The 23,372-nt window shown below is 70.2% G+C and carries 20 protein-coding genes and 1 tRNA gene; 9 read left to right on the top strand and 12 right to left on the bottom strand.

The window, feature by feature from the left end; translation table 11 throughout:
- Positions 1–2: 2 nt before the first annotated feature.
- A complete protein-coding gene (locus tag H8B08_RS08550; RefSeq protein ID WP_187449777.1) occupies positions 3–1,289 on the bottom strand; it encodes a GDSL-type esterase/lipase family protein in 1,287 nt (428 codons plus the stop codon).
- A complete protein-coding gene (locus tag H8B08_RS08545; protein ID WP_370545441.1) occupies positions 1,286–2,263 on the bottom strand; it encodes a DUF459 domain-containing protein in 978 nt (325 codons plus the stop codon). The genes H8B08_RS08550 and H8B08_RS08545 overlap by 4 nt, the downstream gene beginning before the upstream one ends.
- A 391-nt stretch (positions 2,264–2,654) precedes the next feature.
- On the opposite strand from H8B08_RS08545, the gene H8B08_RS08540 reads away from it, so the two are divergent.
- The 3 genes from H8B08_RS08540 to H8B08_RS08530 all read left to right on the top strand — a co-directional run bounded on the left by H8B08_RS08540 (position 2,655) and on the right by H8B08_RS08530 (position 7,440).
- Positions 2,655–2,729: transfer RNA gene (locus H8B08_RS08540), tRNA-Asn, on the top strand.
- A 393-nt stretch (positions 2,730–3,122) separates the two neighbouring features.
- Positions 3,123–4,190, top strand: a complete 1,068-nt coding sequence (locus H8B08_RS08535; protein WP_187449776.1) for an efflux RND transporter periplasmic adaptor subunit — start codon at positions 3,123–3,125, stop codon at positions 4,188–4,190.
- A 28-nt stretch (positions 4,191–4,218) separates the two neighbouring features.
- Positions 4,219–7,440, top strand: a complete 3,222-nt coding sequence (locus tag H8B08_RS08530; protein ID WP_187449775.1) for an efflux RND transporter permease subunit — start codon at positions 4,219–4,221, stop codon at positions 7,438–7,440.
- A 7-nt stretch (positions 7,441–7,447) separates the two neighbouring features.
- On the opposite strand, the gene H8B08_RS08525 is transcribed toward H8B08_RS08530, so the two are convergent.
- The gene (locus H8B08_RS08525) at positions 7,448–8,245 is read right to left on the bottom strand and encodes a hypothetical protein (RefSeq protein ID WP_187449774.1); all 798 of its coding nucleotides are present in this window, start codon (positions 8,243–8,245) and stop codon (positions 7,448–7,450) included.
- A 95-nt stretch (positions 8,246–8,340) separates the two neighbouring features.
- On the opposite strand from H8B08_RS08525, the gene H8B08_RS08520 reads away from it, so the two are divergent.
- A complete protein-coding gene (locus tag H8B08_RS08520) occupies positions 8,341–8,910 on the top strand; it encodes a TIGR00730 family Rossman fold protein (RefSeq protein ID WP_187449773.1) in 570 nt (189 codons plus the stop codon).
- Between the two features lie 215 nt (positions 8,911–9,125).
- Complete coding sequence (locus H8B08_RS08515; RefSeq protein WP_187449772.1) at positions 9,126–9,434, top strand: hypothetical protein; 309 nt, start codon at positions 9,126–9,128, stop codon at positions 9,432–9,434.
- Between the two features lie 87 nt (positions 9,435–9,521).
- Here H8B08_RS08515 and gltX read toward each other — a convergent pair whose 3' ends face one another.
- The 3 genes from gltX to H8B08_RS08500 form a co-directional block, all read right to left on the bottom strand.
- Positions 9,522–10,856, bottom strand: a complete 1,335-nt coding sequence (gltX, locus tag H8B08_RS08510) for a glutamate--tRNA ligase (protein ID WP_187449771.1) — start codon at positions 10,854–10,856, stop codon at positions 9,522–9,524.
- A 119-nt stretch (positions 10,857–10,975) separates the two neighbouring features.
- Positions 10,976–11,404 carry an RNA polymerase-binding protein DksA gene (gene dksA / locus H8B08_RS08505; RefSeq protein WP_187449770.1) on the bottom strand — a complete coding sequence of 143 codons (429 nt, stop codon included), beginning with the start codon at positions 11,402–11,404 and terminating at the stop codon, positions 10,976–10,978.
- 106 nt (positions 11,405–11,510) lie between these two features.
- A complete protein-coding gene (locus H8B08_RS08500; RefSeq protein WP_187449769.1) occupies positions 11,511–11,945 on the bottom strand; it encodes a flagellar assembly protein FliX in 435 nt (144 codons plus the stop codon).
- Positions 11,946–12,158: 213 nt separating this feature from the next.
- Here H8B08_RS08500 and H8B08_RS08495 point away from each other — a divergent pair, with 213 nt between their 5' ends.
- From H8B08_RS08495 to H8B08_RS08485, 3 genes are read left to right on the top strand one after another with little or no spacing between them, the layout of a single operon-like run.
- Positions 12,159–13,265, top strand: a complete 1,107-nt coding sequence (locus tag H8B08_RS08495; RefSeq protein ID WP_187449768.1) for a flagellar basal body P-ring protein FlgI — start codon at positions 12,159–12,161, stop codon at positions 13,263–13,265.
- Positions 13,265–13,582 (top strand): rod-binding protein, encoded by a 318-nt coding sequence (locus H8B08_RS08490; RefSeq protein ID WP_187449767.1) that lies wholly within the window; start codon positions 13,265–13,267, stop codon positions 13,580–13,582. Before H8B08_RS08495 ends, H8B08_RS08490 begins: the two co-directional genes overlap by 1 nt.
- Positions 13,579–14,019, top strand: a complete 441-nt coding sequence (locus H8B08_RS08485; protein WP_187449766.1) for a flagellar basal body protein — start codon at positions 13,579–13,581, stop codon at positions 14,017–14,019. The genes H8B08_RS08490 and H8B08_RS08485 overlap by 4 nt, the downstream gene beginning before the upstream one ends.
- Before the next feature lie 8 nt (positions 14,020–14,027).
- Here the strand turns inward: H8B08_RS08485 and H8B08_RS08480 are convergent, their stop codons facing one another.
- The 3 genes from H8B08_RS08480 to H8B08_RS08470 form a co-directional block, all read right to left on the bottom strand.
- Entirely contained in the window at positions 14,028–14,834 is an 807-nt protein-coding gene (locus tag H8B08_RS08480; RefSeq protein WP_187449765.1) for a DUF2189 domain-containing protein, read from the bottom strand.
- Positions 14,835–14,927: 93 nt separating this feature from the next.
- A complete protein-coding gene (locus tag H8B08_RS08475) occupies positions 14,928–16,514 on the bottom strand; it encodes an ABC-F family ATP-binding cassette domain-containing protein (protein WP_187449764.1) in 1,587 nt (528 codons plus the stop codon).
- Between the two features lie 298 nt (positions 16,515–16,812).
- A complete protein-coding gene (locus H8B08_RS08470; RefSeq protein WP_187449763.1) occupies positions 16,813–17,499 on the bottom strand; it encodes an AAA family ATPase in 687 nt (228 codons plus the stop codon).
- A gap of 218 nt (positions 17,500–17,717) precedes the next feature.
- Here H8B08_RS08470 and uvrA point away from each other — a divergent pair, with 218 nt between their 5' ends.
- Positions 17,718–20,603: an excinuclease ABC subunit UvrA gene (gene uvrA / locus H8B08_RS08465; RefSeq protein WP_187449762.1), complete on the top strand. Its 2,886-nt coding sequence runs from the start codon at positions 17,718–17,720 to the stop codon at positions 20,601–20,603.
- Here uvrA and H8B08_RS08460 read toward each other — a convergent pair.
- From H8B08_RS08460 to H8B08_RS08450, 3 genes are all read right to left on the bottom strand, one after another.
- Positions 20,600–21,472, bottom strand: coding sequence for a hypothetical protein (locus H8B08_RS08460; RefSeq protein ID WP_187449761.1), 873 nt, complete (start codon positions 21,470–21,472; stop codon positions 20,600–20,602). The two genes, uvrA and H8B08_RS08460, sit on opposite strands and share 4 nt — an antisense overlap.
- Positions 21,473–21,519: 47 nt before the next feature.
- A complete protein-coding gene (locus H8B08_RS08455) occupies positions 21,520–22,398 on the bottom strand; it encodes a hypothetical protein (protein WP_187449760.1) in 879 nt (292 codons plus the stop codon).
- A gap of 79 nt (positions 22,399–22,477) precedes the next feature.
- Entirely contained in the window at positions 22,478–23,371 is an 894-nt protein-coding gene (locus H8B08_RS08450) for a hypothetical protein (RefSeq protein ID WP_187449759.1), read from the bottom strand.
- Position 23,372 lies beyond the last annotated feature (1 nt).

Below are 23,372 nucleotides of genomic sequence, written 5' to 3'. Positions count from 1 at the left end.
CCTCAGTTCTCCCCGGCCCGCATCAGATCGTCGAACAGCCGCTCGGCGATCATCGCCCCGCCGTGGGCCGTGAAGTGCACGTGGTCGCGACGCATCAGCGGCGGATCGCCGGCGGTCAGGGCGTGCGCGCCGCACGCGCCGCCCATGGCCTGCTCCCAGTCCCAGAAGGCCGCGCCCTCCGCCGCCGCCGCCCGGCGCTGAGCGGTGCGCACGACGTCGAGCATGGGCGGGGCGTACCAGCGCTCAAGCGCCGGGCTGCGGTGTTCGACCAGGGTCGCGTAGTCGCGGCGCTCGGCCTCGGACAGCCCTCCGCAGGCCGGGTACTCCCGGTCGATGCCGTCGGTCAGCAGGTCGGGGCGAATGGTGGCCGCGTCGGGCGCGCCCAGGACCAGCACCGGCGCGCCGCCGGAGAGCCGCCGCAGTCGGCGGATCTGGTCGCGCAGAAGCTGTTCGTACGCCACCGGATCGATGTCGCTGGCGAAGCCTTCGTTGGTGCCGAAGGCCAGCACGATCAGGTCCGGGCGATAGGCCTCCAGCTCGACGGCCAAGGCGCGGTCGTCACGCTGGGCGAAGTGGGACAGCTGGGCCCCGACCACGCCCAGGTTGGACAGGACGACCCCGCCCTCGCGCCGGAAGCTCGCCCAGGACAGGACGGTCGCTCCGCCGCGCTCGACGGTCAGGTCCAGCCGCGTCTGGAGCGCCGGGAAGTCGAAGGCGCGGCAGGTCGGGCCGGAATCGGCCGGCAGCGAGACCGGCCGGCGCTCCTGGCCGGCGGTGACGACGAGATCGGCGCCCGCATGTCCCGTTTCGAGACACACGGTCGCCCGGTCGAAGCCGGCCGCGGGTTCGGCCGCCAGGGACAGGCGCGCACCGGGCGAGTCAGCGACGAGGCGGAAGCCGGAAAGGCCATAGGGTCCGCTGGCCGGGGTCGGCGCGCGACCCGCGGGCGCGAGGCTGTACTCGATGCGCCAGCCGCTCGCCTGCACGTCGACCAGCCGCTGCACCAGGCCGGGATAGGGCGCGCCCGGGATCAGCACCCCGCGCCCGCCCGAGCCGTAGCGCGCCTGGAGCCGGTCGCGCAGCGCGCCCGAGATCAGGTCCGCGGCGCTGTGGCTGTCGCCGATCTGCAGCACGTGCACCGGCCGGGTGCGCCGGCCGGCCTGCAGGTCCCGCAGCGCCGCTTCGAACGATTGCAACGCGCCCGCGTCCGACAGCCGTTCCGGCGCGGTGGCGGCCGCCAGCGGCGCGCAGGCCAGACCCAGCAGCAGGGCGAGCGCCGCGATTCTCATGACGCGGTCCGGGTCGTGACCGCCGCGGTCCCGGCGGCAGGCGCCTTCGCCCGGGCCACGTCGGCGAGAATGCGCTTGGCCACCGGCGCGGCCAGCCGCAGATAGCCGGCCGGGGTCATGTGCACGCCGTCGTCGGCGCGCATCAGGCGTTTGTGATCCGAGCCAGGCTCCGACAGGTAGGCCGAGTAGGCGCCGCTCTCGTCCTGGAACAGCTCGGCGGTGGCGATGAAGGGCACGCCCAGCGCCCTCGCCCGCTCGGCGTAGAGCTCGTTCAGGTAGACGGCGCTGGCGTCGCGGTCGGCGCGGCGCATCTTCGGCAGGCCCACCCAGTAGACCGCCGCGCCCTGGGCGCGCAGGACCGCCACCAGGGCGTCGATCCGCGCCAGGTAGGCCTTGCGCCAGCCCTCGCTCTTGAACGGATAGACGTGGCCGTCGACGGCGATGGCCTGGCCGTCGTTGCAGCCGAACTCGATGACCGCGACCTCGACCTTGCCGGCGGCCAGTTGCTCGACCGTCTGGGCCTGCACGTCGACATAGTCGTAGCGGGTCAGGCCGGTGGAGACCCGGCTGAACTTGCTGACCTCGTAGGTCTTGTCGGCGCGCAGCTGGCGGTAGAGGCCGGCCCACAGACCGTCGCCCATGGAGTCCCCGAACACGCCCACGGTGATGCGACCGTCCGCCTCGGCCCCGCGCAGCACCACGGCCGGATCGTTCACGACCGGCACGACAGCCGGCGCCGGCGCGGCGACGGCCGCGCGCCCGGCCGCCTGGGCGGAGCCGCCGGACGTGGGCAGGTGTGCGAAGAAGTCGGCGATCCGGGCCGCCGCGCCGGCCCGCCCCTCGGGCGTCACGACCAGGCCGATCAGGGCGCCGGCGACCAGACCCAGGTAGAAGATGCTCGAACGCCGTCCGAGCCAGCGGGCGACAGGCCCGAAAGCGCCGCTCTCCTCGCCGGCCTCGCGATCCAACGACACGCTATTCCCCCCAGACCGGCCGTCACCAACCCGGTCCCGCGACCCCTTCGGTCGGGACGCCGCTCCCCCGCGCAGCCCCGCCCGTCAGACTTCGTTAACCTATCATCGGCGACCGCCGGTCGTCCAGCAAAGCTGGCGCCAGAGCGGCCGTCCCAGACCGGCCCGGCGGCTTGGTTGTCGCGACCTGAACGAGGGCCGCGCACGTTAAGCCTTCGCTAACCAAATCGGCGCGATGGAGGCGTGGTCTTCTTCTTGGAGACACCCACCATCACCGAACTCGACCAGGCCCGGCGCACGCGTCGGGCTCTTTTTTTGGGAGAGACGAAAAACCCGCCTTGCGCCCCGAACCGCGAGGCTGTTATACGCCCCTCCTCTCGGCGATGAGCCCTGATCCGCGGTAGCTCAGTGGTAGAGCAGCCGGCTGTTAACCGGCTGGTCGTAGGTTCGAATCCTACCCGCGGAGCCATCGCGCTCCCCCTTAAAAATGCTCGATCGGCCTAGCGGCCGCTCACAGCCCCGGCATAGCTGTTCGTGGGCCGCGCGCCCGACTTCGCGCGGCAGGCCGCCCTCCGCCGAGCGGCCAAGATCCCGAACCGCCGCATTGCTTGATCGCAAACAGTTGGTCGCTCACGGCATAGATTAAATCGCCGCGGACAAGGGGGCGTTAAGGGCGATCTGAAGTATACTCCGCGCCTGAGCGCGTCTTGGCTCGCCCCACCGTTTCCCGAACTCCACACCTTCGCGTCGAAGCGACGCGGTTACCGCGAATTCATTTGAGCCTTCGCGGTCCGCGCTTCACTGAGAAACGATATCCGACGGCTCGACTCCCCGGAGCCGCAACCAACGGACTGCAGCTCCAATGCGCGTCAACAAATCCTACCTGTTCGCCGGCGTGATCTTCGGCGTCGTCATCGCCTATTTCGCGATCAGCGCCGCGGTGGGCCGCGGAAAGCACGCCGAAGCGGCCCCGGCCGAAAAGAAGAAGGACGAGCTGCAGCTGGTCCGCACCGTGCTGACGCCGGAATCGGTCCGCCCCTACGCCGTGGTGCTCCGCGGCCGCACCGAGGCGATGCGTTCGGTGGTGGCGCGCTCCGAAACCGCCGGCGTGGTCGCCGCCACCCCGACGCCGGAAGGCTCGTGGGTGAAGGCCGGCCAGGTGCTGTGCCGCCTCGACGTCGACGCCCGCCAGGCCACCCTGGACCAGGCGCGCGCCAACCTGCGCTCCAAGACGCTTCAGTGGGAAGCCGGCCAGCGCCTGGCGGAGAAGGGCTTCCGCTCCGACACCCAGGTCGCCTCCGCCCGCGCCGACATGGACCAGGCCGCCGCCCAGGTGCGCCAGGCCGAGGTCGCCTACGAGCAGATCAACATCCGCGCCCCGTTCGCCGGCGTGTTCGACAACCGCGACGCCGAGGTCGGCTCCTACCTGTCGCCGGGCCAGCCCTGCGGCACGGTGGTCGAGCTGAGCCCGCTGCTGCTGGTCGGCGACGTGCCGGAGGCCGACGCCGGCCGCATCGCCGCGGGCGCGCCCGCCCGCGCCGACCTGGGCGCCGGCGGCACGCTGTCGGGCAAGGTGCGCTTCGTCGCCCGCCAGGCCGACCCGACCACCCGCACCTACCGCGTCGAGATCGCCGCCCCGAACCCGCACGGCGCGGTCCGCGCCGGCCTGTCGGCGCAGATCAACGTCGAAGCCGGCCGCGGCGCCGCGCACTTGGTGCCGGTTTCTGCGCTGGTGCTGGACGCCGCCGGCCGCCAGGGCGTGCGCTACGTGGCGGACGACGGCCGGACGGTCGCGTTCGCGCCGGTCAAGGTGCTGGAAGAGACCGCCGGGGGCGTGTGGGTCTCGGGCCTCACCGGCTCGGTCAATGTGATCACCGTCGGCCAGTCGTACGTGGCCGAAGGTCAGAAGGTGCGCGTGGCGTCGCGTTGAGCGCGGGTCCGAGAAAGGAACTGAACCGATGATCGGAGCCATGATCAGCGGCGCCATCGCCCGACGCAAGGTGGTGCTCGCCGTCACCCTGGTCGCCAGCCTGTTCGGCTTGGCCGCCTACCTGACCCTGCCGCGTGAGTCGAACCCGGACATCACCTTCCCGTTCGTCTCGGTGACGGTGCCCTACCCGGGCGTCAGCCCCGAGGACGCCGAGCGCCTGCTGGTGCGGCCCATGGAGGTCGAGCTGCAGTCGATCGAGGGCCTGAAGGAGATGAACGCCGTCGCCTCCCAGGGCGCGGCGACCGTGACGCTCGAGTTCCCGGTCAACTTCAACAAGGAAAAGGCGCTCAACGACATCCGCTCGAAGGTCGACATGGCCAAGGGCCGCTTCCCGCCCGACGCCATGGAGCCGATCATCGAGGAGTACAACGCCAACCAAGACCCGGTGCTGACCGTGGTGCTGCATGGCGGCTTGCCGGAGCGCCAGCTGTTCAAGACCGCCCAGGACCTCAAGGACCGGCTGGAGACCCTGCCCGGCGTGCTGCGCGCCGACGTCTACGGCGGCCGCGAAGAGCTGCTCGAGGTCACCATCGATCCGCTGCGGATGGAGTCCTACAAAATCACCGCCGGCGAAATCGCCAACGTGATCCGCGCGAACAACCAGCTCGTCCCGGCCGGCAACCTGGAGAACGACCAGGGCAAGTTCGCCGTCAAGATTCCGGGCGTCGTCGAAGGCCCGAACGACATTCTCAGCCTGCCGATCAAGGTCAACGGCGACCGGGTCGTGACGCTGGGCGACGTCGCCCAGGTGCACCGCACCTTCAAGGAAGCCGGCTCGATGTCGCGCGTGAACGGCGAGCCGTCCATGTCCGTCGACATCATCAAGCGCCAGGGCGCCAACATCCTCGACACCGTCAAGGACGCGCGCAAGCTGGTCGAGGACGAGAAGGCCCACTGGCCGAGCGCGGCGAAGGTCACCTACACCTTCGACCAGAGCGAGGACATCAACCGCAGCCTGTCGCTGCTGGAGTCCGGCCTGATCATCGCCGTCATCCTGGTGATGATCATCATCGTCGCCTCGCTGGGCATCCGCGCCGGCTTCCTGGTCGGCGCCGCCATCCCGGCCTGCTTCATGCTGGCCTTCCTGATCCTGCAGGCGACCGGCATCACCCTGAACATGATGGTCATGTTCGGCCTGGTGCTGGCCGTGGGCATGCTCGTCGACGGCTCGATCGTCGTGGTCGAGTACGCCGACCGCAAACTGGCCGAGGGCTTCGAAAAGAAGGAAGCCTACAAGCTGGCCGGCGAGCGGATGTTCTGGCCGGTGTTCAACGGCATCGCCACCACGCTCTGCGCCTTCGTGCCGTTCCTCTTCTGGAACGAGATCGCCGGCAAATTCATGAGCTACCTGCCGATCACCCTGTTCTTCGTGCTCGGCTCGTCGATTTTCATCGCCCTGATCTTCACCCCGGCGCTGGGCTCGCTGTTCGGCAAGCGCTCGGAGGAGCACACCCACGACGAGGAGAACATCCGCATCTCGGAAGAGGGCGACGCCCGCGAGATGAGCGGCTTCATGGGGGCCTACGCGCGCTTCCTGTGGGGCGCGGTGCACCGGCCGGGCATCGTGATGGTCACCATGATCGTCGCGATCGTCGCGATCATGTTCTGGTTCATCAAGACTCCGCACAAGACCGAGTTCTTCCTCAACCAGGATCCGGAGTGGGCCACCGTCTACGTCAAGGCGCGCGGCAACCTCTCGACCCCGGCGATGAACCAGATCGTCAGCCAGGTCGAAGCCAAGCTGCAGAACGTCAAGGGCGTGGAAAACGTCTTCGTCCGCGTCGGCCGCCAGGGCGGCGGCCTGTTCGGCGGCGCCCCGGCCGACACTATCGGCTCCGTGCGCATGGACTTCGTCGACTTCGACCAGCGTAAGGTGCTGGGTGTCCGCGGCGCGGACATCGAAAAGGACGTCCGCGCCCGCGTCGGCGAGATCCCGGGCGTGGGCATCGAAGTTCGCAAGCCGCAAGGCGGCCCTCAGGGCGGCAAGGACGTGCAGGTCGAACTGCGCAGCTCCGACGTCGTGGCGCTGGACCGCGCGGCCGAGACCATCCTGGCCGACATGCGCAAGACCGGCGATCTGTTCGAGATCGAGGACAGCCGCACCTCGCCGGGCCTGGAATGGAACCTGGCCGTCGACCGTGAAGCCGCCGGCCGCTACGGCGTCAGCGTGCTGTCGGTCGGCCAGGCCATCCAGTTCGCCACCAACGGCGTGCTGGCCGGGCGTTTCCGTCCCGACGACGCCGACGACGAGCTGGACATCCGCGTCCGCTTCCCGGCCGACGCGCGCAACCTGTCGACCTTCGACCAGCTGAAGATCACCACGCCGCAGGGCGCGGTGCCGGCCTCCTACTTCGTGACCCGTCAGGCCGCGCCGCAGGTGACCACCATCAACCGTCGCGACGGTCAGCGCGTCGTGGTCATCCAGGCCAACGCCAAGCCGGGCATCGCCGCCAACCAGGTGATCGCCAAGATGAAGCCGCGCCTCGAGAAGGCCGGCATCAGCGACGCGGTCCGCTGGAAATTCCGTGGCGCCGACGAGGACACGGCGAAGGCCGGCATGTTCTTCGCGACCGCCATGATGGTGTCGCTGTTCATGATGGGCATGATCCTGCTCTGGCAGTTCAACAGCTTCTGGGGCGTGTTCTGCACCCTCTTCGCGGTGATCCTGTCCACGGTCGGGGTCGTGCTAGGCATCCAGATCAACCTTCTGGGCACCTTCGACTACATCTCGATCATCATGTGCGGCACCGGCGTCGTCGCCCTCGCGGGCGTCATCGTCGGCCACAACATCGTGCTGGTGGACACCTTCTATCAGGAGAAGCGCAAGGGCGTGCCGGGCGACTTCGCGGCCATGCGGGCGGCGGCCATGCGCTTCCGTCCGGTGCTGCTGACCACGCTCACCGCCGTGGTCGGCCTGCTGCCGCTGATGTTCCAGATCGAGCCGAACTTCCGCACCGGCGCGATCGAGTTCAAGCCGCCCGGCTCGGAATGGTGGGTGCAGATGGCCGGCGCCATCGTGTGGGGCCTGTCGTTCTCGACCTTCCTCACCCTGTTGGTGACGCCGACCATGCTGGCCCTGCCCAGCGTGATGAAGGCCCGCTTCACCCGCAAGCGCACCGAGCCGGCGCTCCCGCCCCTCGGCGACTACCCGCCGCAGCCGGGCCGGCCGCTGCCGGAACCGGCCGAGTAGACAGGCCCTAGGCCTTCGGTTCGACCAGAACCAGGGTGGATTGGGCGCCGCCGCCCGGCGGCGTCCAGTCCACCCGCCATCCGGCCTCCGTCCGGGCGGCCGAGAACACCCCGCCCGGCGCACGGCTCGCCAGGACGACGCGCCGCTCCGCCGCGACCTTGTCCGTCTCCACCCGCAAGGCGTGCTCGCCGGCCTTGATCGGGCCGTTCAGGCGGACCCCGTACACGCCCGCGGCGTCGGACCGGCCCCGGCCGGCCGGGCGACCGTCGACCGACACCCGCACCGGCGTGTTCGCGGTGGTCCGGCCGGCCACCGCGGCGCCGCCGGCGCCGTCATAGTCCACCGTCGCCAGCAGCCCCGCCCCGGGGAACGGCACAGCCGGCGCGCCGGCGCGCAGCAGCACCGCCGCGTCCGGACGGTCGGGCGGCACGAACAGCCAGCCCTCGGCCTGCACAGAGCGGTCCGCCTCCTCCGCCGACAGCGCCACCAGGCGCGGCTCGGCCGAGCGCGGCAGTTCGATCACGAAGGCCCCGTCGCCGTCGGTGGTCGCGCCGTAGGCCGACTTGTCCGGCATGGAGGCGCGCACCCGCGCTTCCGGCGGCGCCGTGCCGCGCACGATCGCGCCGCCTTCGGGCGAAGCGCTCACCGACACTGTCCGCAGCGGGGCCTGATAGCCGGCGTCGGCGGCCTCGCCGTTCGCCTTGGCCGGCCCCTCGGAGCGTCCCCCGCCCTCGCCGCAGGCCGACAGCAAAGCCGCCAGCGCGAGCGCGCCGGCCGACAGAAGATATGCGCGACGCCGATCCATGCCTTGCCTTCGAAGTTTGGAAACCCGACCTTGGCTTAATCGTTCAGTAGAGACGCGCCCGCAAGCGACGCGTCCAAGTTCGGGGAATTCCATCGATGACGGCGGCGGCGCGGCGCGTGGACTCGGTCTGCCTCTATTGCGGTTCGTCGAACGCGGCGGATCCCGACTTCATCGCCGCCGCGGCCGAGTTCGGCAAAGCCCTGGCGGAGGCGAACGTGCGGCTGGTCTACGGCGGCGGCGGCATCGGCCTGATGGGCGCCGCGGCCGAAGCCGCCCACACCAATGGCGGGCGCGTGCTGGGCGTCATGCCGGATTTCCTGCGCTCGCGCGAAATGCTGCTCGACGACGTCGAGACGGTGGTCGTGCGCTCCATGCACGAGCGCAAGATGATCATGTTCGAGCAGTCCGACGCCTTCGTCGTCTTCCCGGGCGGCATCGGCACGCTGGAGGAGATCGTCGAACTGCTGTCCTGGCGGCGCCTCGACCTGCACGCCAAGCCGGTGGTGTTCGTGAACCTGAAGGGCTTCTGGGATCCCTTCTTCGCCCTGATGGAGCACACCATCGAGGCCAACCTGACCCCCGCCTGGTTCCGCAACTGCTGGACGGTGGTGGACCGGGTCGACCAGATCATCCCGGTGCTGTCCAAGGCCGCCGAAGCGGCCTGAACGCCCCCACTTCCCCTGACGCCTGAATGTCACGCCGCGGACGCGTCGGCGCGCGCCCGCCTGCGGGCGCGCTGATTGCTGGTTGCACACTTAACGGCGATCAGTAAACAATGGTCACGCTAAAAGTGCGTCTCAAATAAAAACTGGCGTTGACAGTCTCTTTTGAAAACGCACTATGCCCTCGCGCCACCCCGGCGCGATCAAAGGAGACAGTCATGCGTGCTATCGCTCTGAGCCTCGCGCTCTCGCTCGCGGCCGCCGGGGCCGCCGCCGCCCAGGGCGGCGAGACCCAACTCACCCTGCAGAACGGCGAAGGCGCCGCCGCCAAGGTCATCGTCGACGGCACCGTCTGGAAGTGCGAAGGCGTGACCTGCGTCGCCGGCGGCTCGATCAAGGCCCAGCCGGCCGCGCGCGCCTGCAAGCGCGTCGTCGCCAAGCTCGGGACGGTCAGCGCCTTCAGCTGGCGCGGCGAAGCCCTCTCGGGCGACGCCCTGGCCGAGTGCAACGCCGCGGCCAAGGCCTGACGAAGCAAAAGGCGGCGAACACAGGGTTCGCCGCCTTTTTCACTCCTAAGCCGCCTGTTCAGGCGCCCGGCGGCGACTTACGCGTCTTTAGGCGGCTTGGCCGCGCAGCCGCTTCTCGATCCGCTCACGACCGATCAGCGCCGTCATGGCGGCCATGTCCGGACCGTGGTCCAGACCGGTCAGCGCCTTGCGCAGCGGCATGAACAGGGCCTTGCCCTTCGCCCCCGTCTCGGCCTTCACCGCCTCGGTCCAGCGCGCCCAGGCGGTCTCGTCGACCACCTCGGGCAACAGGGCGGCGGCCTTCTCCAGGAAGTCGGAATCCTCGGCCAGCGGCTCGATCGGCCCGCGGACGACGCGCGCCCACAGCTTCACTTCCTCGAACTTGCCGAGGTTGGCGCGCACCGTGTTCCAGAAGGTCTCGCCGAGGTCGCAATCCAGGTCCGCCAGACGCGTCCTGGCGTCGGCGTAGCTGAGCGCGTGCAGCACGCCGGAGTTCAGACGGGCCAGGTCGGCCGGGTCGTAGCGGGCCGGTGCGCGGCCCATTTTCTCGAAGCCGAAGCTCTCGCCCAGAGCCTGCAGCGACGCCCCCGCCTCCAGCGCGTCGCTGGTGCCGATCTTGGCCAGGTGGCTGGTGACGGCCAGCGGCTCGAAGCCCTCGCCGCGCAGCTCGGAGATCGACAGGGCGCCCAGCCGCTTGGACAGCGGCCCGCCGTCGGCGCCGACCAGCAGCGGCATGTGGCCGAAGGCCGGCTCCGGCGCGCCGAGCGCGCGGAAGATCTCGATCTGAGCGCCGGTGTTGGTGACGTGGTCCTCGCCGCGGATCACGTGGGTGATCTTCATGTCGACGTCGTCGACCACCGACGGCAGGGTGTAGAGGAAGGCGCCGTCCTCGCGGATCAGCACGGGGTCGGACATCGACGCGGTGTCGACCTCGCAGTCGCCGCGGACCATGTCGTTCCACTTCACGCGCTCGCCGTTCAGCTTGAAGCGCCAGTGCGGCCGGCGGCCTTCGGCCTCCAGCGCGGCGCGTTCCTCATGGGAGAGCTTCAGTGCGGCGCGGTCGTAGATCGGCGGCTGGCCGCGCGACAGCTGCACCTTGCGGCGACGGTCCAGCTCTTCCTGCGTCTCGTAGCAGGGATAGAGCCGGCCGGCCGCCTTCAGGCGCTCGACCGCTTCCTGGTAGACCGGGAACCGCTGCGACTGGTTGTAACGCTCGTCCCACGCCAGGCCGAGCCACTGCAGATCGGTCTCGATCCCGTGCTCGTACTCCTTGGTGGAGCGCTCCAGGTCGGTGTCGTCGATGCGCAGCACGAAGGTGCCGCCCTGTCGCTTCGCGAACAGCCAGTTCGCCAGAGCGGCGCGGACGTTGCCGACGTGGATGCGTCCCGTCGGGGACGGCGCGAAACGAACCTTCACGGACATAAGCGGCCTCTTGAGGAGAGGCCGCGTAGGTCCGTCACTCACGACGCCCTGTCAAGCGCCGTAAGCCCCCCAGCGCTGCGAGAGCGGACACGGTGACCGGCCCGCTCTCCCGACGCGTGTCAGTCGTCGCGGTGGACCCGCTCACGCCGCTCGTGCCGTTCCTGGGCTTCCAGGCTCAGCGTCGCAGTCGGACGAGCGTCCAGACGGGCCACGCCGATCGGCTCGCCGGTCTCCTCGCAGTAACCGTAGGAGCCGTCTTCGATCCGGCGCAGGGCTTCGTCGATCTTGGAAATCAGCTTGCGCTGACGATCGCGAGTCCGCAGCTCCAGCGCCCGATCCGCCTCCGACGACGCGCGATCCACCAGGTCGGGGTGGTTCTCGGTCTCGGCCTGCAGATTGATCACGGTTTCCCGCGATTCCCGGAGGATGTCCTCCTTCCAGGCGAGCAACTTGTTCCGGAAGTATTCCACTTGCCGTTCGTTCATGAACGGCTCGTCTTCGGTCGGCTTGTAAGCCTTCTCCAAGACAACAGACGCGGTGGCCTGCATTGACGCCCTCACGCTAATATTAGCGCCCCCTTGAGGCACTTGAGCTTATACCGACGTCGGAAGTCCCGTTCAACGGCGCTTCTGTGACACCGGCCGCCCAGCTTCGTTACGCCGCAACCCGCCCCATTTCCGCCTTGGCGAGCTCCACCGCAGCGCGGGTCTCGATTTCGTTCAGCACGCCTTCCAGGCCAGTGTCGTCGGTCTCGGCGCGCTCCTCGCGCACCGCCTGGGCCAGGTCCTGCAGCGCGACGCCGGCGGCGGCGCCCCCGCCCAGCATGGACAGCTTGATCTCGTCGAGGCGATCGAGAATGCGGCTGGCGCGGCCCATCGCACGCCTGCGGCGCTCCAGCGGCCCTTCGGTCGCCTGCAGGGCCAGCAGGGCGTCGACCGAACTGACGCCGCCCACCGCGCCGGCCTTGGCCGCCGGCGCGCTCTCGCGGCTCTCGCCGGCCGAGCCGACGCTGAAACCGCCGCCCGCGCTGGCGCGCGACGGGCGCGACGCGCCCACGGAAGAAGGTCCGCCCGTGCCGTTGATCTTCATGCGACGCAAAGCCCCCGAGAGACTCTCTGGATTCAGAGTGTTCCGCCCCTGCGTAACCTGTTTCTTAACGAGCAGGCAAATCTTGCCGCCCGGCGCGAGGCGCCGCCCGAACCTGACTCCAAACCCTTGCGCGACAAGCCTTTGCGGCCAGCGCCGGGTGGCACGGATATCGCATCTCCGTCCACAGCAATCATGCTTAACAGGCGCCGCGTCATGCTCCGCACCTTCGTCCGCACCGCTCTCGCCGCCCTGGCGCTGGGCCTGGCCTGCGCCCCGGCCCACGCCGGATCGCGCATCAAGGACATCGTCGACGTCGAGGGCGTGCGCGAAAACCAGCTGGTCGGCTACGGCATCGTGGTCGGGCTGAACGGCACCGGCGACAGCCTGCGCAACTCGCCCTTCACCAAGCAGAGCCTCGAGGCCATGCTGGAACGGCTGGGGGTCAACACCCGCGACGCCAACCTGAACACGAAGAACGCCGCGGCCGTCATGGTCACCGCCGAATTGCCGGCCTTCGCCGCGGCCGGTTCGCGCATCGACGTGTCGGTCTCGGCGCTCGGCGACGCCAAGAGCCTGCTGGGCGGCACCCTGCTGGTCACCCCGCTGATGGGCGCCGACGGCCAGGCCTATGCGGTCGGCCAGGGCACGGTGCAGACCGGCTCGGTCTCGGCCTCTGGCGCGTCGGGCTCGTCGGTGACCAAGGGCGTGCCGACCGCCGGCCGCATCGCTTCCGGCGCCACGGTCGAGCGCGAGGTGCAGTTCGCGCTGGCCTCCCTGCCGGAGGTGCGCCTGACCCTGCGCAATCCGGACTTCACCACCGCCCGCCACATCGCCGACGCGGTGAACGCCCGCTTCCCGGGCTCGGCCGCCGCCCAGAACCCGACCATCGTCGCCCTGCGCGCGCCGGCCGGGGCCGACATGATCAGCTTCCTCACCGCCGTCGAGCAGCTGAACGTCGAGGTCGACGCCCCGGCCAAGGTGGTGATCGACGAGGTCAACGGCGTGGTGGTGATGGGCGAGAACGTGCGCCTGTCCAAGGTCGCCATCGCCCAGGGCAACCTGACCATCTCGGTGCAGGAGACCCCGCAGATCAGCCAGCCGGCCCCCTTCTCCCAGGGCCAGACCGCCGTGGCGCCGCGCTCGGACGTCAGCTTCTCGGAAGAGACCGGCCGGCAGATGATGGTGATCCAGTCGGGCGCGTCGCTGTCGACCCTGGTGGACGGGCTGAACAAGCTGGGCGTCACGCCCCGCGACATGATCTCCATTCTGCAGGCCGTGAAGGCCGCCGGCGCGCTCCAGGCCGACATCGAGGTGATGTGATGAGCAACCTCGCCGCCTCCTCCCTTCCGCTGGACGTGCTGCAGGGCGTGCGCGGCGCGACCGCGTCGAAGACCGCCGTCCCCGCCGACGTCCGCAAGGCCGCCGAAGACTTCGAGGCGACCTTCCTGTCGGCCCTGCTGCAGCCGGTGTTCTCCAGCCTGGAGAGCGACGGCCCGTTCGGCGGCGGCCAGGGCGAGGCGGCGTTCAAGTCGTTCCTGGTCGACGCCATGGCCAAGCAGACGGTGAAGGCCGGCGGCGTGGGCCTGGCCGACTCCGTCACGCGCGACCTCCTCAAGCTCCAGGGACTGGACCAGTGACCCTCGCCGCCATCGACGCCGCCGACCGCGTGCAGCAGCTGATCGCCCTGACCGAGCAGCTGACCGGCCGACTGGCCGAGGAAGCCGCCCTGTTCGAGGCGCGCCGTCCGCAGGACGCGGCCGCAGGGCTGGAAGAGACTGGACGGCTGGCCAACCTGTACCGGCACGAGTCGATGCGGGTGAAGGCCAATCCGGACCTGGTGGCCGGGGCGCCCAAGGCGATGCGCCTTCAACTCGTCGAGGCCACCCGCGCGTTCGAGACCATGCTGGAGCGCCACTCGCACGCCCTGGCCGCCGCCAAGGCCATCACCGAAGGCCTGGTGCAGACGGTGGCCCGTGAGGTCGCCTCGGCCCGGGCGGCGGGGACCGGCTACGGCCCGGGCGCCCGCGCGACGGTCGGCGACAGCCGCGCGGTCGCGCTCAACAAGCAGGCCTGAGGCCCCGCTCACAGCCGGGCGTCTTCCCACACCACGGTGCGGCGATAGAGGTGCCAGGTGGCGTGGCCCAGCACCGGGACCACCACCGCCAGGCCGACGAACAGCGGCAGCGAGCCCAGCGCCAGCGCGGCCAGGATGATCAGCCCCCAGACCGCCATCGGCCCGGGATTGGCGCGCATCACCCGCAGCGAGGTCTCCACCGCGACGAACGGGCCGACGTGCCGGTCGATCAGCACCGGGAAGGCCACGACGGTGAGGCTGAGCGCCACCACCGCGAACAACAGGCCCACGGCGTTGCCCAGCACCACCAGACGCCAGCCTTCAGGGGTCGTGAACAGCCGGCCCAGGAAATCCATGTGTGTGACCGGCGCCGGGCCGAAGGTGGCGGCGTAGACTGACGCGGCCGCGCCCACCCACAGCACGAAAATCCCGAGCAGCACCGCGCCCAGGCCGCAAATCGCGCCGACCTGGGACGAGCCGAACACGTCGAACACGTTGCGCCAGGACACCGGCAGGCCGTGCTCGCGCCGCCGGCTCAGCTCGCAGAATCCCACGGTCAGGAACGGCCCGACCAGGCCCAGGCCCGCGACCAGCGGGTAAAGCATGGGCAGAAGCTTCGCGCCGAAGGCGACGCGGGCGGCGATCAGGCCGATCACCGCGTAGATGGCGCCCAGCAGCAGCAGTTGGGTGGGCGCGGCCTTGAAGTCCCGCCAACCGGCAGCCAGCACCGCGCGCAGATCCTTTACGGAAATTCGGCGCACCTCCGGTCGCGGCCAGTGCGCCTCGAAATCGGCCGACGTCAGTCCGTGGGTCATGGCGGCATTTCCTGCCGGCCGCCCGTGGGCGGCGCATTGCGAACAGCCCGCAAAAGCAACGTCCCAGAGGCGCGAAGGATGCGCGCACGGCGGTCACCCGCGCGCGAGCGCGATCTCCCGTTGCACCCCGATCGCGGCGAGGAAGTCCGGATCGTGGCTGACGACCAGCAGCGCGCCGTCGTAGGCCGCCAGCGCCCGCTCGACCGCCTGCACGGAGTCGAGGTCGAGGTGGTTGGTCGGCTCGTCCAGCATCAGCAGTTGCGGCGGCTGATCGCCGCCGAGCGCACAGGCCAGAGCGGCGCGCAGGCGTTCGCCGCCGCTCAGGGTCTCGGGCGTGCGCAGGCCGGCGTCGGCCCGGAACAGGAAGCGCGCCAGGGCGGCGCGGGCCTGGTTGTCGGTCCCGCCGGGATTCAGGCGGCGGAAGTTGTCGACCAGGGTCAGACCCGGCGTCAGGGCGTCGCCATGCTGGTCCAGCAGCGCCGCCGGGACCGGACGCAGCACCCGGCCCTCGGTCGGCCCCAGCGCGCCGCTCGCGAGCCGCAGCAGGGTGGTCTTGCCGGCGCCGTTCGGACCGCTCACCGCGACGCGCTCCGGCCCGCTCAGACCGAATGTTTGCGGGGCCAGCACCAGACGATCCCCGTTGCTCCAGCCGGCACGGTCGAAGCTCAGGACCGCGCGCCCGGCCGGCAGGCCGGTGGACGGCAGGTCGAAGCCCAGCAGCCGCACCTGCTCGACCCGCTCGCGGGCGGCCATCAGCCCCTCGGCGGCCTGGTCGCGCAGGCGCTCGGCCAGCCGGTGCTCGCGGCCGGCGCTGTTCTCGGCGTTCGCCTTGCGCGCGCCCAGCAGGATCTTCGGAGCGCCGCCCCTGGCCGCGTCGCGTCGGCCGGCGCTGTCGCGGCGAGCCTTCTTCTCCCGGGCGGTCTGGCTTTCCCGCTCGACCCGGCGCAGCTCCCGCTCCGCCGCGTCGAGGCCACGCTCGGCGGCGTCGCGCTCCTCGACCCGGCGCTCGGCGTAGTGGTCCCAGCCGCCGCCATAGAGCCGCGCCCCCAGGCTGGAGAGCTCCAGCACCCGGTCGACCCGGCGCAACAGCTCGCGGTCGTGGCTGACCACCACCGCGCCCCTGCGCCAGCCTTCCAGCAGGCGCGTGACGTCGGCCCTGGCCTGGACGTCGAGATTGTTTGTCGGCTCGTCCAGCAGGATCAGGTCCGGGGCGTCGACCAGCAGGGCGGCCAGGGCCACGCGCGTGCGCTCGCCCCCGCTGAGCGTGGCGGCTTCCCGGTCCAGGCCGATCGAACCCAGGCCGGCCTCGGCCAGAGCGGCCTCCAGCCGCGACGGCAGCAGCCAGTCGGCCGCCTCGAAGTCGGCATCGGAAGCGCGGCCCTGCTCGATGCGGTCCAGCCGAGCGAGTCCCTCGGCCACCCCCAGGGCTTGGGCGACCGTGTCTCCGGGCCCCAGCGGCAGGCTTTGGCGCAGCACGCCGACGCGCCCGCTGTGCGTGACCGTGCCGGCCGCAGCCGCCGCCTCCCCCGCCAGCAGCCGCAGCAAGGTGGTCTTGCCCGTGCCGTTGCGCCCGACCACGCCGATGCGTTCGGGGCCGAAGGCCAAGCTCAGATTGTCGAAGAGGGTGCGGCCGTCAGGGGTGACGGCGCTGACGCGATCCAGGGTGACGAAGGCGGACATGACGAGACTCGAAGCAAGGGCGGGAAAGGGCGGTGCCGGTTTCCAGCGCTTCGATCATCGTCTTCTCCTCGGATGCGGGAGGCGTAACTTAGGGGCGAACGGCCCCGGCGCAAGCCCGGATCGAGCTTCGGCCGACCAGAGGCCGCGGCGCACGCCCGACCTATCGCGAGATGGTGCACGTCCAGGACGCGCTCGGCGCCCATCCGGCCGGGCCGCACGCCCGGGTCACGACCGGGCGTGCCTGCTGTCGGCTGTGTTCGACGCGTCGACGCCGCCGGCCGAACCGGACCTTTGAGCCTCAGGCGGCGCCCAGCATCCGCTCGACGACCGGCTGCGCGGTCTTGGGCTGCACCGGCCAGATCTCGCGCTTGAGGTGACGCCACAGGGCGTTGATCTCGAAGGCGGCCAGGCTGTCGGGGTCCATCTCCTGGGCGGCGAGGCCGGCGCGCACCGCGGTCTGGTAGGCGGCGCGGTAGCGCAGGCCGACCGGGGCGACCGGCAGGCCGTAGGAGTCCAGCATCTCCACCGTCTCGCGGATCAGCCTCGGCTCCTCGCCATTGCGGCGCGAGGGGGCCTGGTTCAGCACGATGAAGGCGGGCTTGCGCAGGTTGTTGACCAGCTCGGCCGTGCGCTGGATCGAGCGCACGTCGAAGAAGCACGGGCGGGTGACGATCACGCAGAAGTCCGCTTCGCGCGCGGCTTCGGCCGACTCCTGATCGTGTGAGGAACGGGTGTCGAGCACCAGCAGGTCGGTGCCGGCCCGCTGCTCCGCCTGTTTGAGCGTGAACAGGCCGCCGGCCTTGGCCTCGATCACGCGCGGACCGTCGCCGATGCGCTCGCGACGCCAGTCCAGCGCCGAGCGCTGCGGGTCGAGGTCGGCGACGACGACGCGGCGCTTCGCCTTGGACGCCGCCACGGCGATCTGGACGGCGACGGTGGTCTTTCCGGTTCCGCCCTTGCGGGACAGCACGGCCAGAGTACGCATTCTCCCCCCCTGAAGAAGGCGACTGGGTTGAACGGAATGCACTGAGGAGCCGCGCATTAACGCGCGTTAACGATCTTATTGAACGTGATTCTCCGAACGGCGCGACGCCAAGCCGCACGCGTTCGCAAAATGTTCTTGTGCAAAACGCGAGTCTCGGCACTACATCCCGGGCGTTACGTCGTTCGGCCAGCCGTACGGCGCGTATTTCGAAGAGCCCCATGTCCGATCAGAATTTCATTCGTGTGCGCGGCGCGCGTGAGCACAATCTCAAGGGCGTCGACGTCGACATCCCGCGCGGGAAGCTCGTCGTCATGACCGGCCTGTCGGGCTCGGGCAAAAGCTCGCTCGCCTTCGACACCATCTACGCCGAGGGCCAGCGCCGCTACGTCGAGAGCCTGTCGGCCTACGCGCGCCAGTTCCTGGAGCTGATGGGCAAGCCGGACGTGGATCTGATCGAGGGCCTGTCGCCGGCCATTTCGATCGAGCAGAAGACCACGTCGAAGAACCCGCGCTCCACCGTCGGCACGGTGACCGAGATCCACGACTACATGCGCCTGCTGTGGGCGCGGGTCGGGGTCCCCTACTCGCCCGCCACCGGCCTGCCGATCGAGAGCCAGACCATCAGCCAGATGGTCGACAAGATCACCGCCCTGCCCGAGGGCGAGCGCCTCTACCTGCTGGCCCCCGTCGTGCGCGGCCGCAAGGGCGAGTACCGCAAGGAGATCGCCGACTGGCAGCGCCAGGGCTTCCAGCGCCTGAAGATCGACGGCGAGTTCTACGCCATCGAGGACGCCCCGGCGCTCGACAAGAAGTTCAAGCACGACATCGACGTCGTGGTGGACCGCATCGTCACCAAGCCCGGCCTGGAGCAGCGGCTGGCCGACAGCCTGGAGACCGCCCTGAACCTGGCCGACGGCATCGCCACGGCCGAATGGGCGAGCGTCGAGGACGGCGAGAAGGAGCCCAAGCGCATCCTGTTCTCGCAGAAGTTCGCCTGCCCGGTCTCCGGCTTCACCATCAGCGAGATCGAGCCCAGGCTGTTTTCGTTCAACAACCCGTTCGGCGCCTGTCCGGTGTGCGACGGCCTGGGCGTGAAGCTGGCCTTCGACGCCGAGCTGGTCGTGCCCGACAAGGACAAGACCCTGCACAAGGGCGCGATCGCGCCCTGGGCCCGTTCGCCCTCGCCCTTCTACACCCAGACCCTGCAGGCCCTGGCGCGGCACTACGACTTCTCCATGGACAAGCCCTGGCGCGACCTGCCGGAGAAGGCGCGCAAGGTGGTGCTGTTCGGCACCGGCGAGGAGAAGGTGAAGTTCTCCTACGACGACGGCGCGCGGAAGTACGACGTCTCCAAGGCCTTCGAAGGCGTCGTCAACAACATGGAGCGCCGCTGGCGCGAGACCGACAGCGCCTGGGTGCGTGAGGAACTCGGCCGCTACCAGTCCGAGACGCCGTGCGAGGCGTGCGACGGTTATCGCCTGAAGCCGGAAGCCCTGGCCGTGCGCGTCGGGGGCGAGCACATCGGCAAGGTCTCCAACCTGTCGATCCAGCACGCCCACGCCTGGTTCGAGGCGCTTGAACCGACCCTGTCGCCCAAGGACGCCGAGATCGCGCGGCGGATCCTGAAAGAGATCAAGGACCGCCTGCGGTTCCTGAACGACGTCGGCCTGAACTATCTGAACCTGGCGCGCTCGTCGGGCACCCTGTCCGGCGGCGAGAGCCAGCGCATCCGCTTGGCCAGCCAGATCGGCTCCGGCCTGACCGGCGTGCTCTACGTGCTGGACGAGCCGTCGATCGGCCTGCACCAGCGCGACAACACGCGCCTGCTCAATTCGCTGAAGGGCCTGCGCGACCTCGGCAATTCGGTCCTCGTCGTCGAGCACGACGAGGAGGCGATCCTGACCGCCGACTACGTCATCGACATGGGCCCGGCCGCCGGCGTCCACGGCGGCGAGATCGTCGCCGAAGGCACGCCCGACGACGTGATGGCCAACCCGAAGTCGCTGACCGGCCAGTACCTGACCGGCGCGCGCGAGATCGAGGTGCCGGAGGACCGCCGGCCGCTGGGCAAGAAGCGGCTGAAGGTGATCGGCGCCACGGGCAACAACCTGAAGAGCGTCACCGGCGAGATCCCGGTCGGCACCTTCACCTGCATCACCGGCGTGTCCGGCGGCGGCAAGTCGACCTTCACCATCGAGACCCTCTACAAGGCCGCCGCCCGGCGCCTGAACAACGCCACCGACGCACCCGCCCCCTATGACCGCATCGAGGGGCTGGAGCACTTCGACAAGGTGGTCGACATCGACCAGTCGCCGATCGGGCGCACGCCGCGCTCGAACCCGGCGACCTACACCGGCGCCTTCCAGCCGATCCGCGACTGGTACGCCGCCCTGCCCGAGGCCAAGGCGCGCGGCTACGGCCCGGGCCGGTTCAGCTTCAACGTGAAGGGCGGCCGCTGCGAGGCCTGCCAGGGCGACGGCGTCATCAAGATCGAGATGCACTTCCTGCCGGACGTCTACGTCACCTGCGACGTCTGCAAGGGCAAGCGTTACAACCGCGAGACCCTGGAGATCGTGTTCAAGGGCAAGTCGATCGCCGACGTGCTGGACATGACCGTCGAGGAGGCCGCCGACTTCTTCAAGGCGGTGCCGAGCGTCCGCGACAAGATGGAGACGCTGAAGCGCGTCGGCCTGGGCTACGTCCACGTCGGCCAGCAGGCGACAACGTTGTCAGGCGGCGAGGCGCAGCGGGTGAAGCTGTCGAAGGAGCTGTCGCGCCGGGCCACCGGGCGGACGCTGTACATCCTCGACGAGCCGACCACCGGCCTGCACTTCGAGGACACCCGAAAGCTGCTGGAGGTGCTGCACGAGCTGGTCGACCAGGGCAACACCGTGGTCGTCATCGAGCACAACCTCGACGTCGTGAAGACTGCCGACTGGATCCTGGACTTCGGTCCGGAGGGTGGCGACGGCGGCGGCCTGATCGTGGCCCAAGGCTCCCCCGAAAAGGTCGCGGCCGATCCGCAGAGCTGGACCGGCCGCTATCTCTCCGAGGTGCTCCGCCGGCACGAGGACCGGCGCAAGGAACGGCGCAAGCGGGCCTAGCCCCGCTGCGCCGCGTCCGACCGCAGTCGGCGGTAGAGCTCGGCGTACAGCCCGGTCGCGAGCGGCAGCTGCACGTACCCCGCCACCACGGCGGTCAAGACGGAGACGGCCAGCACCGCGCCCAGCGGCAGGACCGGCGCGCCGTTAGCGCCCGGCATACCCAGCGCGCGCTCGACCGCGGTCGTGACGGCTGAGGCGGTCAAGCTCGGCAGGCTGACCAGGACGGTGGACGCGAACACGAGCCAGAACCGCCCCTTGGTCAGCGTCCAGCTCCGGAACAGCACGACCCGCTCTTCGGCGACGACGGCGGCCTGGTAAAGCGACAGGCGGATTCCCAGCCAGAAAACCAGGACGAGGAAGACCAGCACGACCAGGCTCAGCAGAGCCGAGGACTGCGCGGGAAGCACCTTCATCAGCGCTTCAGACACCGCTTCCGGCGAAGCGCTCGGGCTGAGGCTTTGCAGGACGGGACCGCCGCCGCCGGCGAAGACGATCGCCACCATGACCGCGAACGTCGCCAGCATCAGGGCGGCCATCACGGCCAGCAGATACGCCCCGGCGCCCAGCAGCCGCCACTCCGGCTTGCCCCACTGCAGGCCGCCCGGCCCGGTGCGGAAACCCGAGTCTCCCGGATGCTCGTGGGCGAAGGCCCGGCGATAGAGCGCGCCGTAGGCCACGCACCCGGCGAGCGCGGAAGCCACCACCGCCGGCAGGGTCAATTGCGGCGCGCCCAGATACGGGGCCGCCATGGTCGCTCCGGTGGTGACGGCGACGAGGGTGAGCGCGCCGAACGCGGACCTCCAGTTCGCCTTGGCGAACAACACCGCGTGCCCGACCGCATCCAACACGCCGAACTTATTCTGGGCCACGACTTCCTCCGCAGGCTCGCGCTTGCCGATAACGCGATTCCGCGCGATCAGGCCCCCTCGCCCGCCAGTTCTCGATAGGCGAACGCCTGAGGCGCGTAGGCGATCGCCAGTTGCAGCGCCGCGAGCACGATGTTGCCGAGCAGGTAGACGGCGAAGGCCGCCCACAGGCCCGGCCCGAGATCGCCCAGATCCGGGTTGCTGACCGCCTCCAGCGCGTGGAAGCCGCCGCCCAGGATCATCACCAGGGCGATGATGATGGTCGAGCCCAGCAGCAGCACGACCACGTAGAGCGCCGCGACCAGCACGTACATGCCCAGCAGCGGCCAGAACCAGCCCCGGGTCAGGGTCCACGACTGGAAGATCCTCACCCGCTTCTGGGCGAAGGTCATGGCCGCGGCGAGCGACAGCCGCACGCTCCAGACGACGCCGAGCGCGACGATCACCAGGAAGCCGATCACGCCCACCACGCCGGCCGCGGCCGGACCGGCCACGCCGTCCGCGACGCCGGCGGCCGCCACCAGGCCGGCGAGCAGGACGGCCCCGACCAGGACCAGGACCAGGGTGACCAGCATCAGCCGAAGTTCGTCGGCGCCGAGCCGGAGATAGGCGAAGCGGCCGTCCTGCGGCCGCAGCACGGCCCGGTACACCGCCGCCTTGGCCACGCTGCCGATCAACAGCCAGGCCAACCCGCCGACGGCGGCGAACGGGACGAGCGCCTCGAGCGCCTTCACCGCCTCCGCCAGCGTGGCCGGCTGCGCCTTCGGCCCGAGCGTCTCAAGCGCGCCCGGGCCCGCCGCCATCACCATCAGGGCGCCGGCCAGGGCGGTCGCCACGACGTAGAAGACCGCCCAGCCCACCACCGCCAACGGCTTCTCGCGGGTCAGGCGAAAGCCCTCGAACGCCGCGTCGGTGGCGGAAAACGCCATGTCTGGTCTCCAGAGCGAACTGCGGGCCGCACGGGCCCGGAAACAACAAGCGAGCAGGCCGGACGTTCGGCCGCGCGCCTTACGCTTCCCGCGCCGACGTCAGGTCGCGGTAAGCCCCCGCCTGCGGCGCGTAGGCGACGACGAACTGCAACGCCGCGAGCACCATCTGCAACAGGAAATAGACGCCCAGGCCGATGCAGGCCTTCGACGTGAGCGCGAGCTCGGCCAAGGGCGGCAGGTGGTCGGTGTCGTAGCTGAAGTGGAATGGGACGCCGGAGGAGGCCAGGGCGGCCTCGGCGACCATGTCGCCCACGAAATAGATCACCATGGCCAGGATGTTGGCGAGCAGGAACATGGCCAGCAGCGGCCAGAACCGGCCTCGCGTGAGCGTCCACGACTTCCAGAACCGCACCCGACCGGCCGCGAGCGTCATCGGTCCGGCCAGCGACAGGCGCACGCCGACCCATATGTACAGCAGGAAGGCCGCGACGCAGGCCAGCACGCCCAGGGCCCATTGGCCGGCCGTGAACGGGAAGGCCAGGTTCAGGTGCACGATCGCGAAGACCGGACCGAAAACGAGGACGATGGCGATCAGGGATTGCAGCAGGGCGACCGCGACCTGCCGCAGCTCGTCCCCGCCCAGCCGCAGATAGCCGAACCCGACCTTTTCAGGCTTGAGCACGGCCCGGAACAGCGCGGCCAGCAGCACGCCCTTCATCAGCAGGGCGACCGGCAGGACGGCGGCGACGGCCAGGGCCAGCGGACCGAACAGCCGCAGCGCTTCGGCGTGCCCCAGGGTCTCGTCCTTCAGCCCGTCTAGTGCGGCCAGGGTCGGCCAGGCGACGGCGAGGAACAGCGCGACGATCGCCGCGCAGAACACCAGCATCACCAGGGCCCAGAGCGCCACCGACACCGGCCGGCGCCCGATCAGGCGAAAGCCTTCCAGCCCCGTGTGCGAGATCGAAAAGCTCATC

The organism is Caulobacter sp. 17J80-11, assembly GCF_014349105.1.
In the GTDB taxonomy this organism is placed as follows: Bacteria; Pseudomonadota; Alphaproteobacteria; order Caulobacterales; family Caulobacteraceae; genus 17J80-11.
Note: the sequence above shows the minus strand (reverse complement) of the source record. Positions and strands in the feature narration are given on the sequence as shown.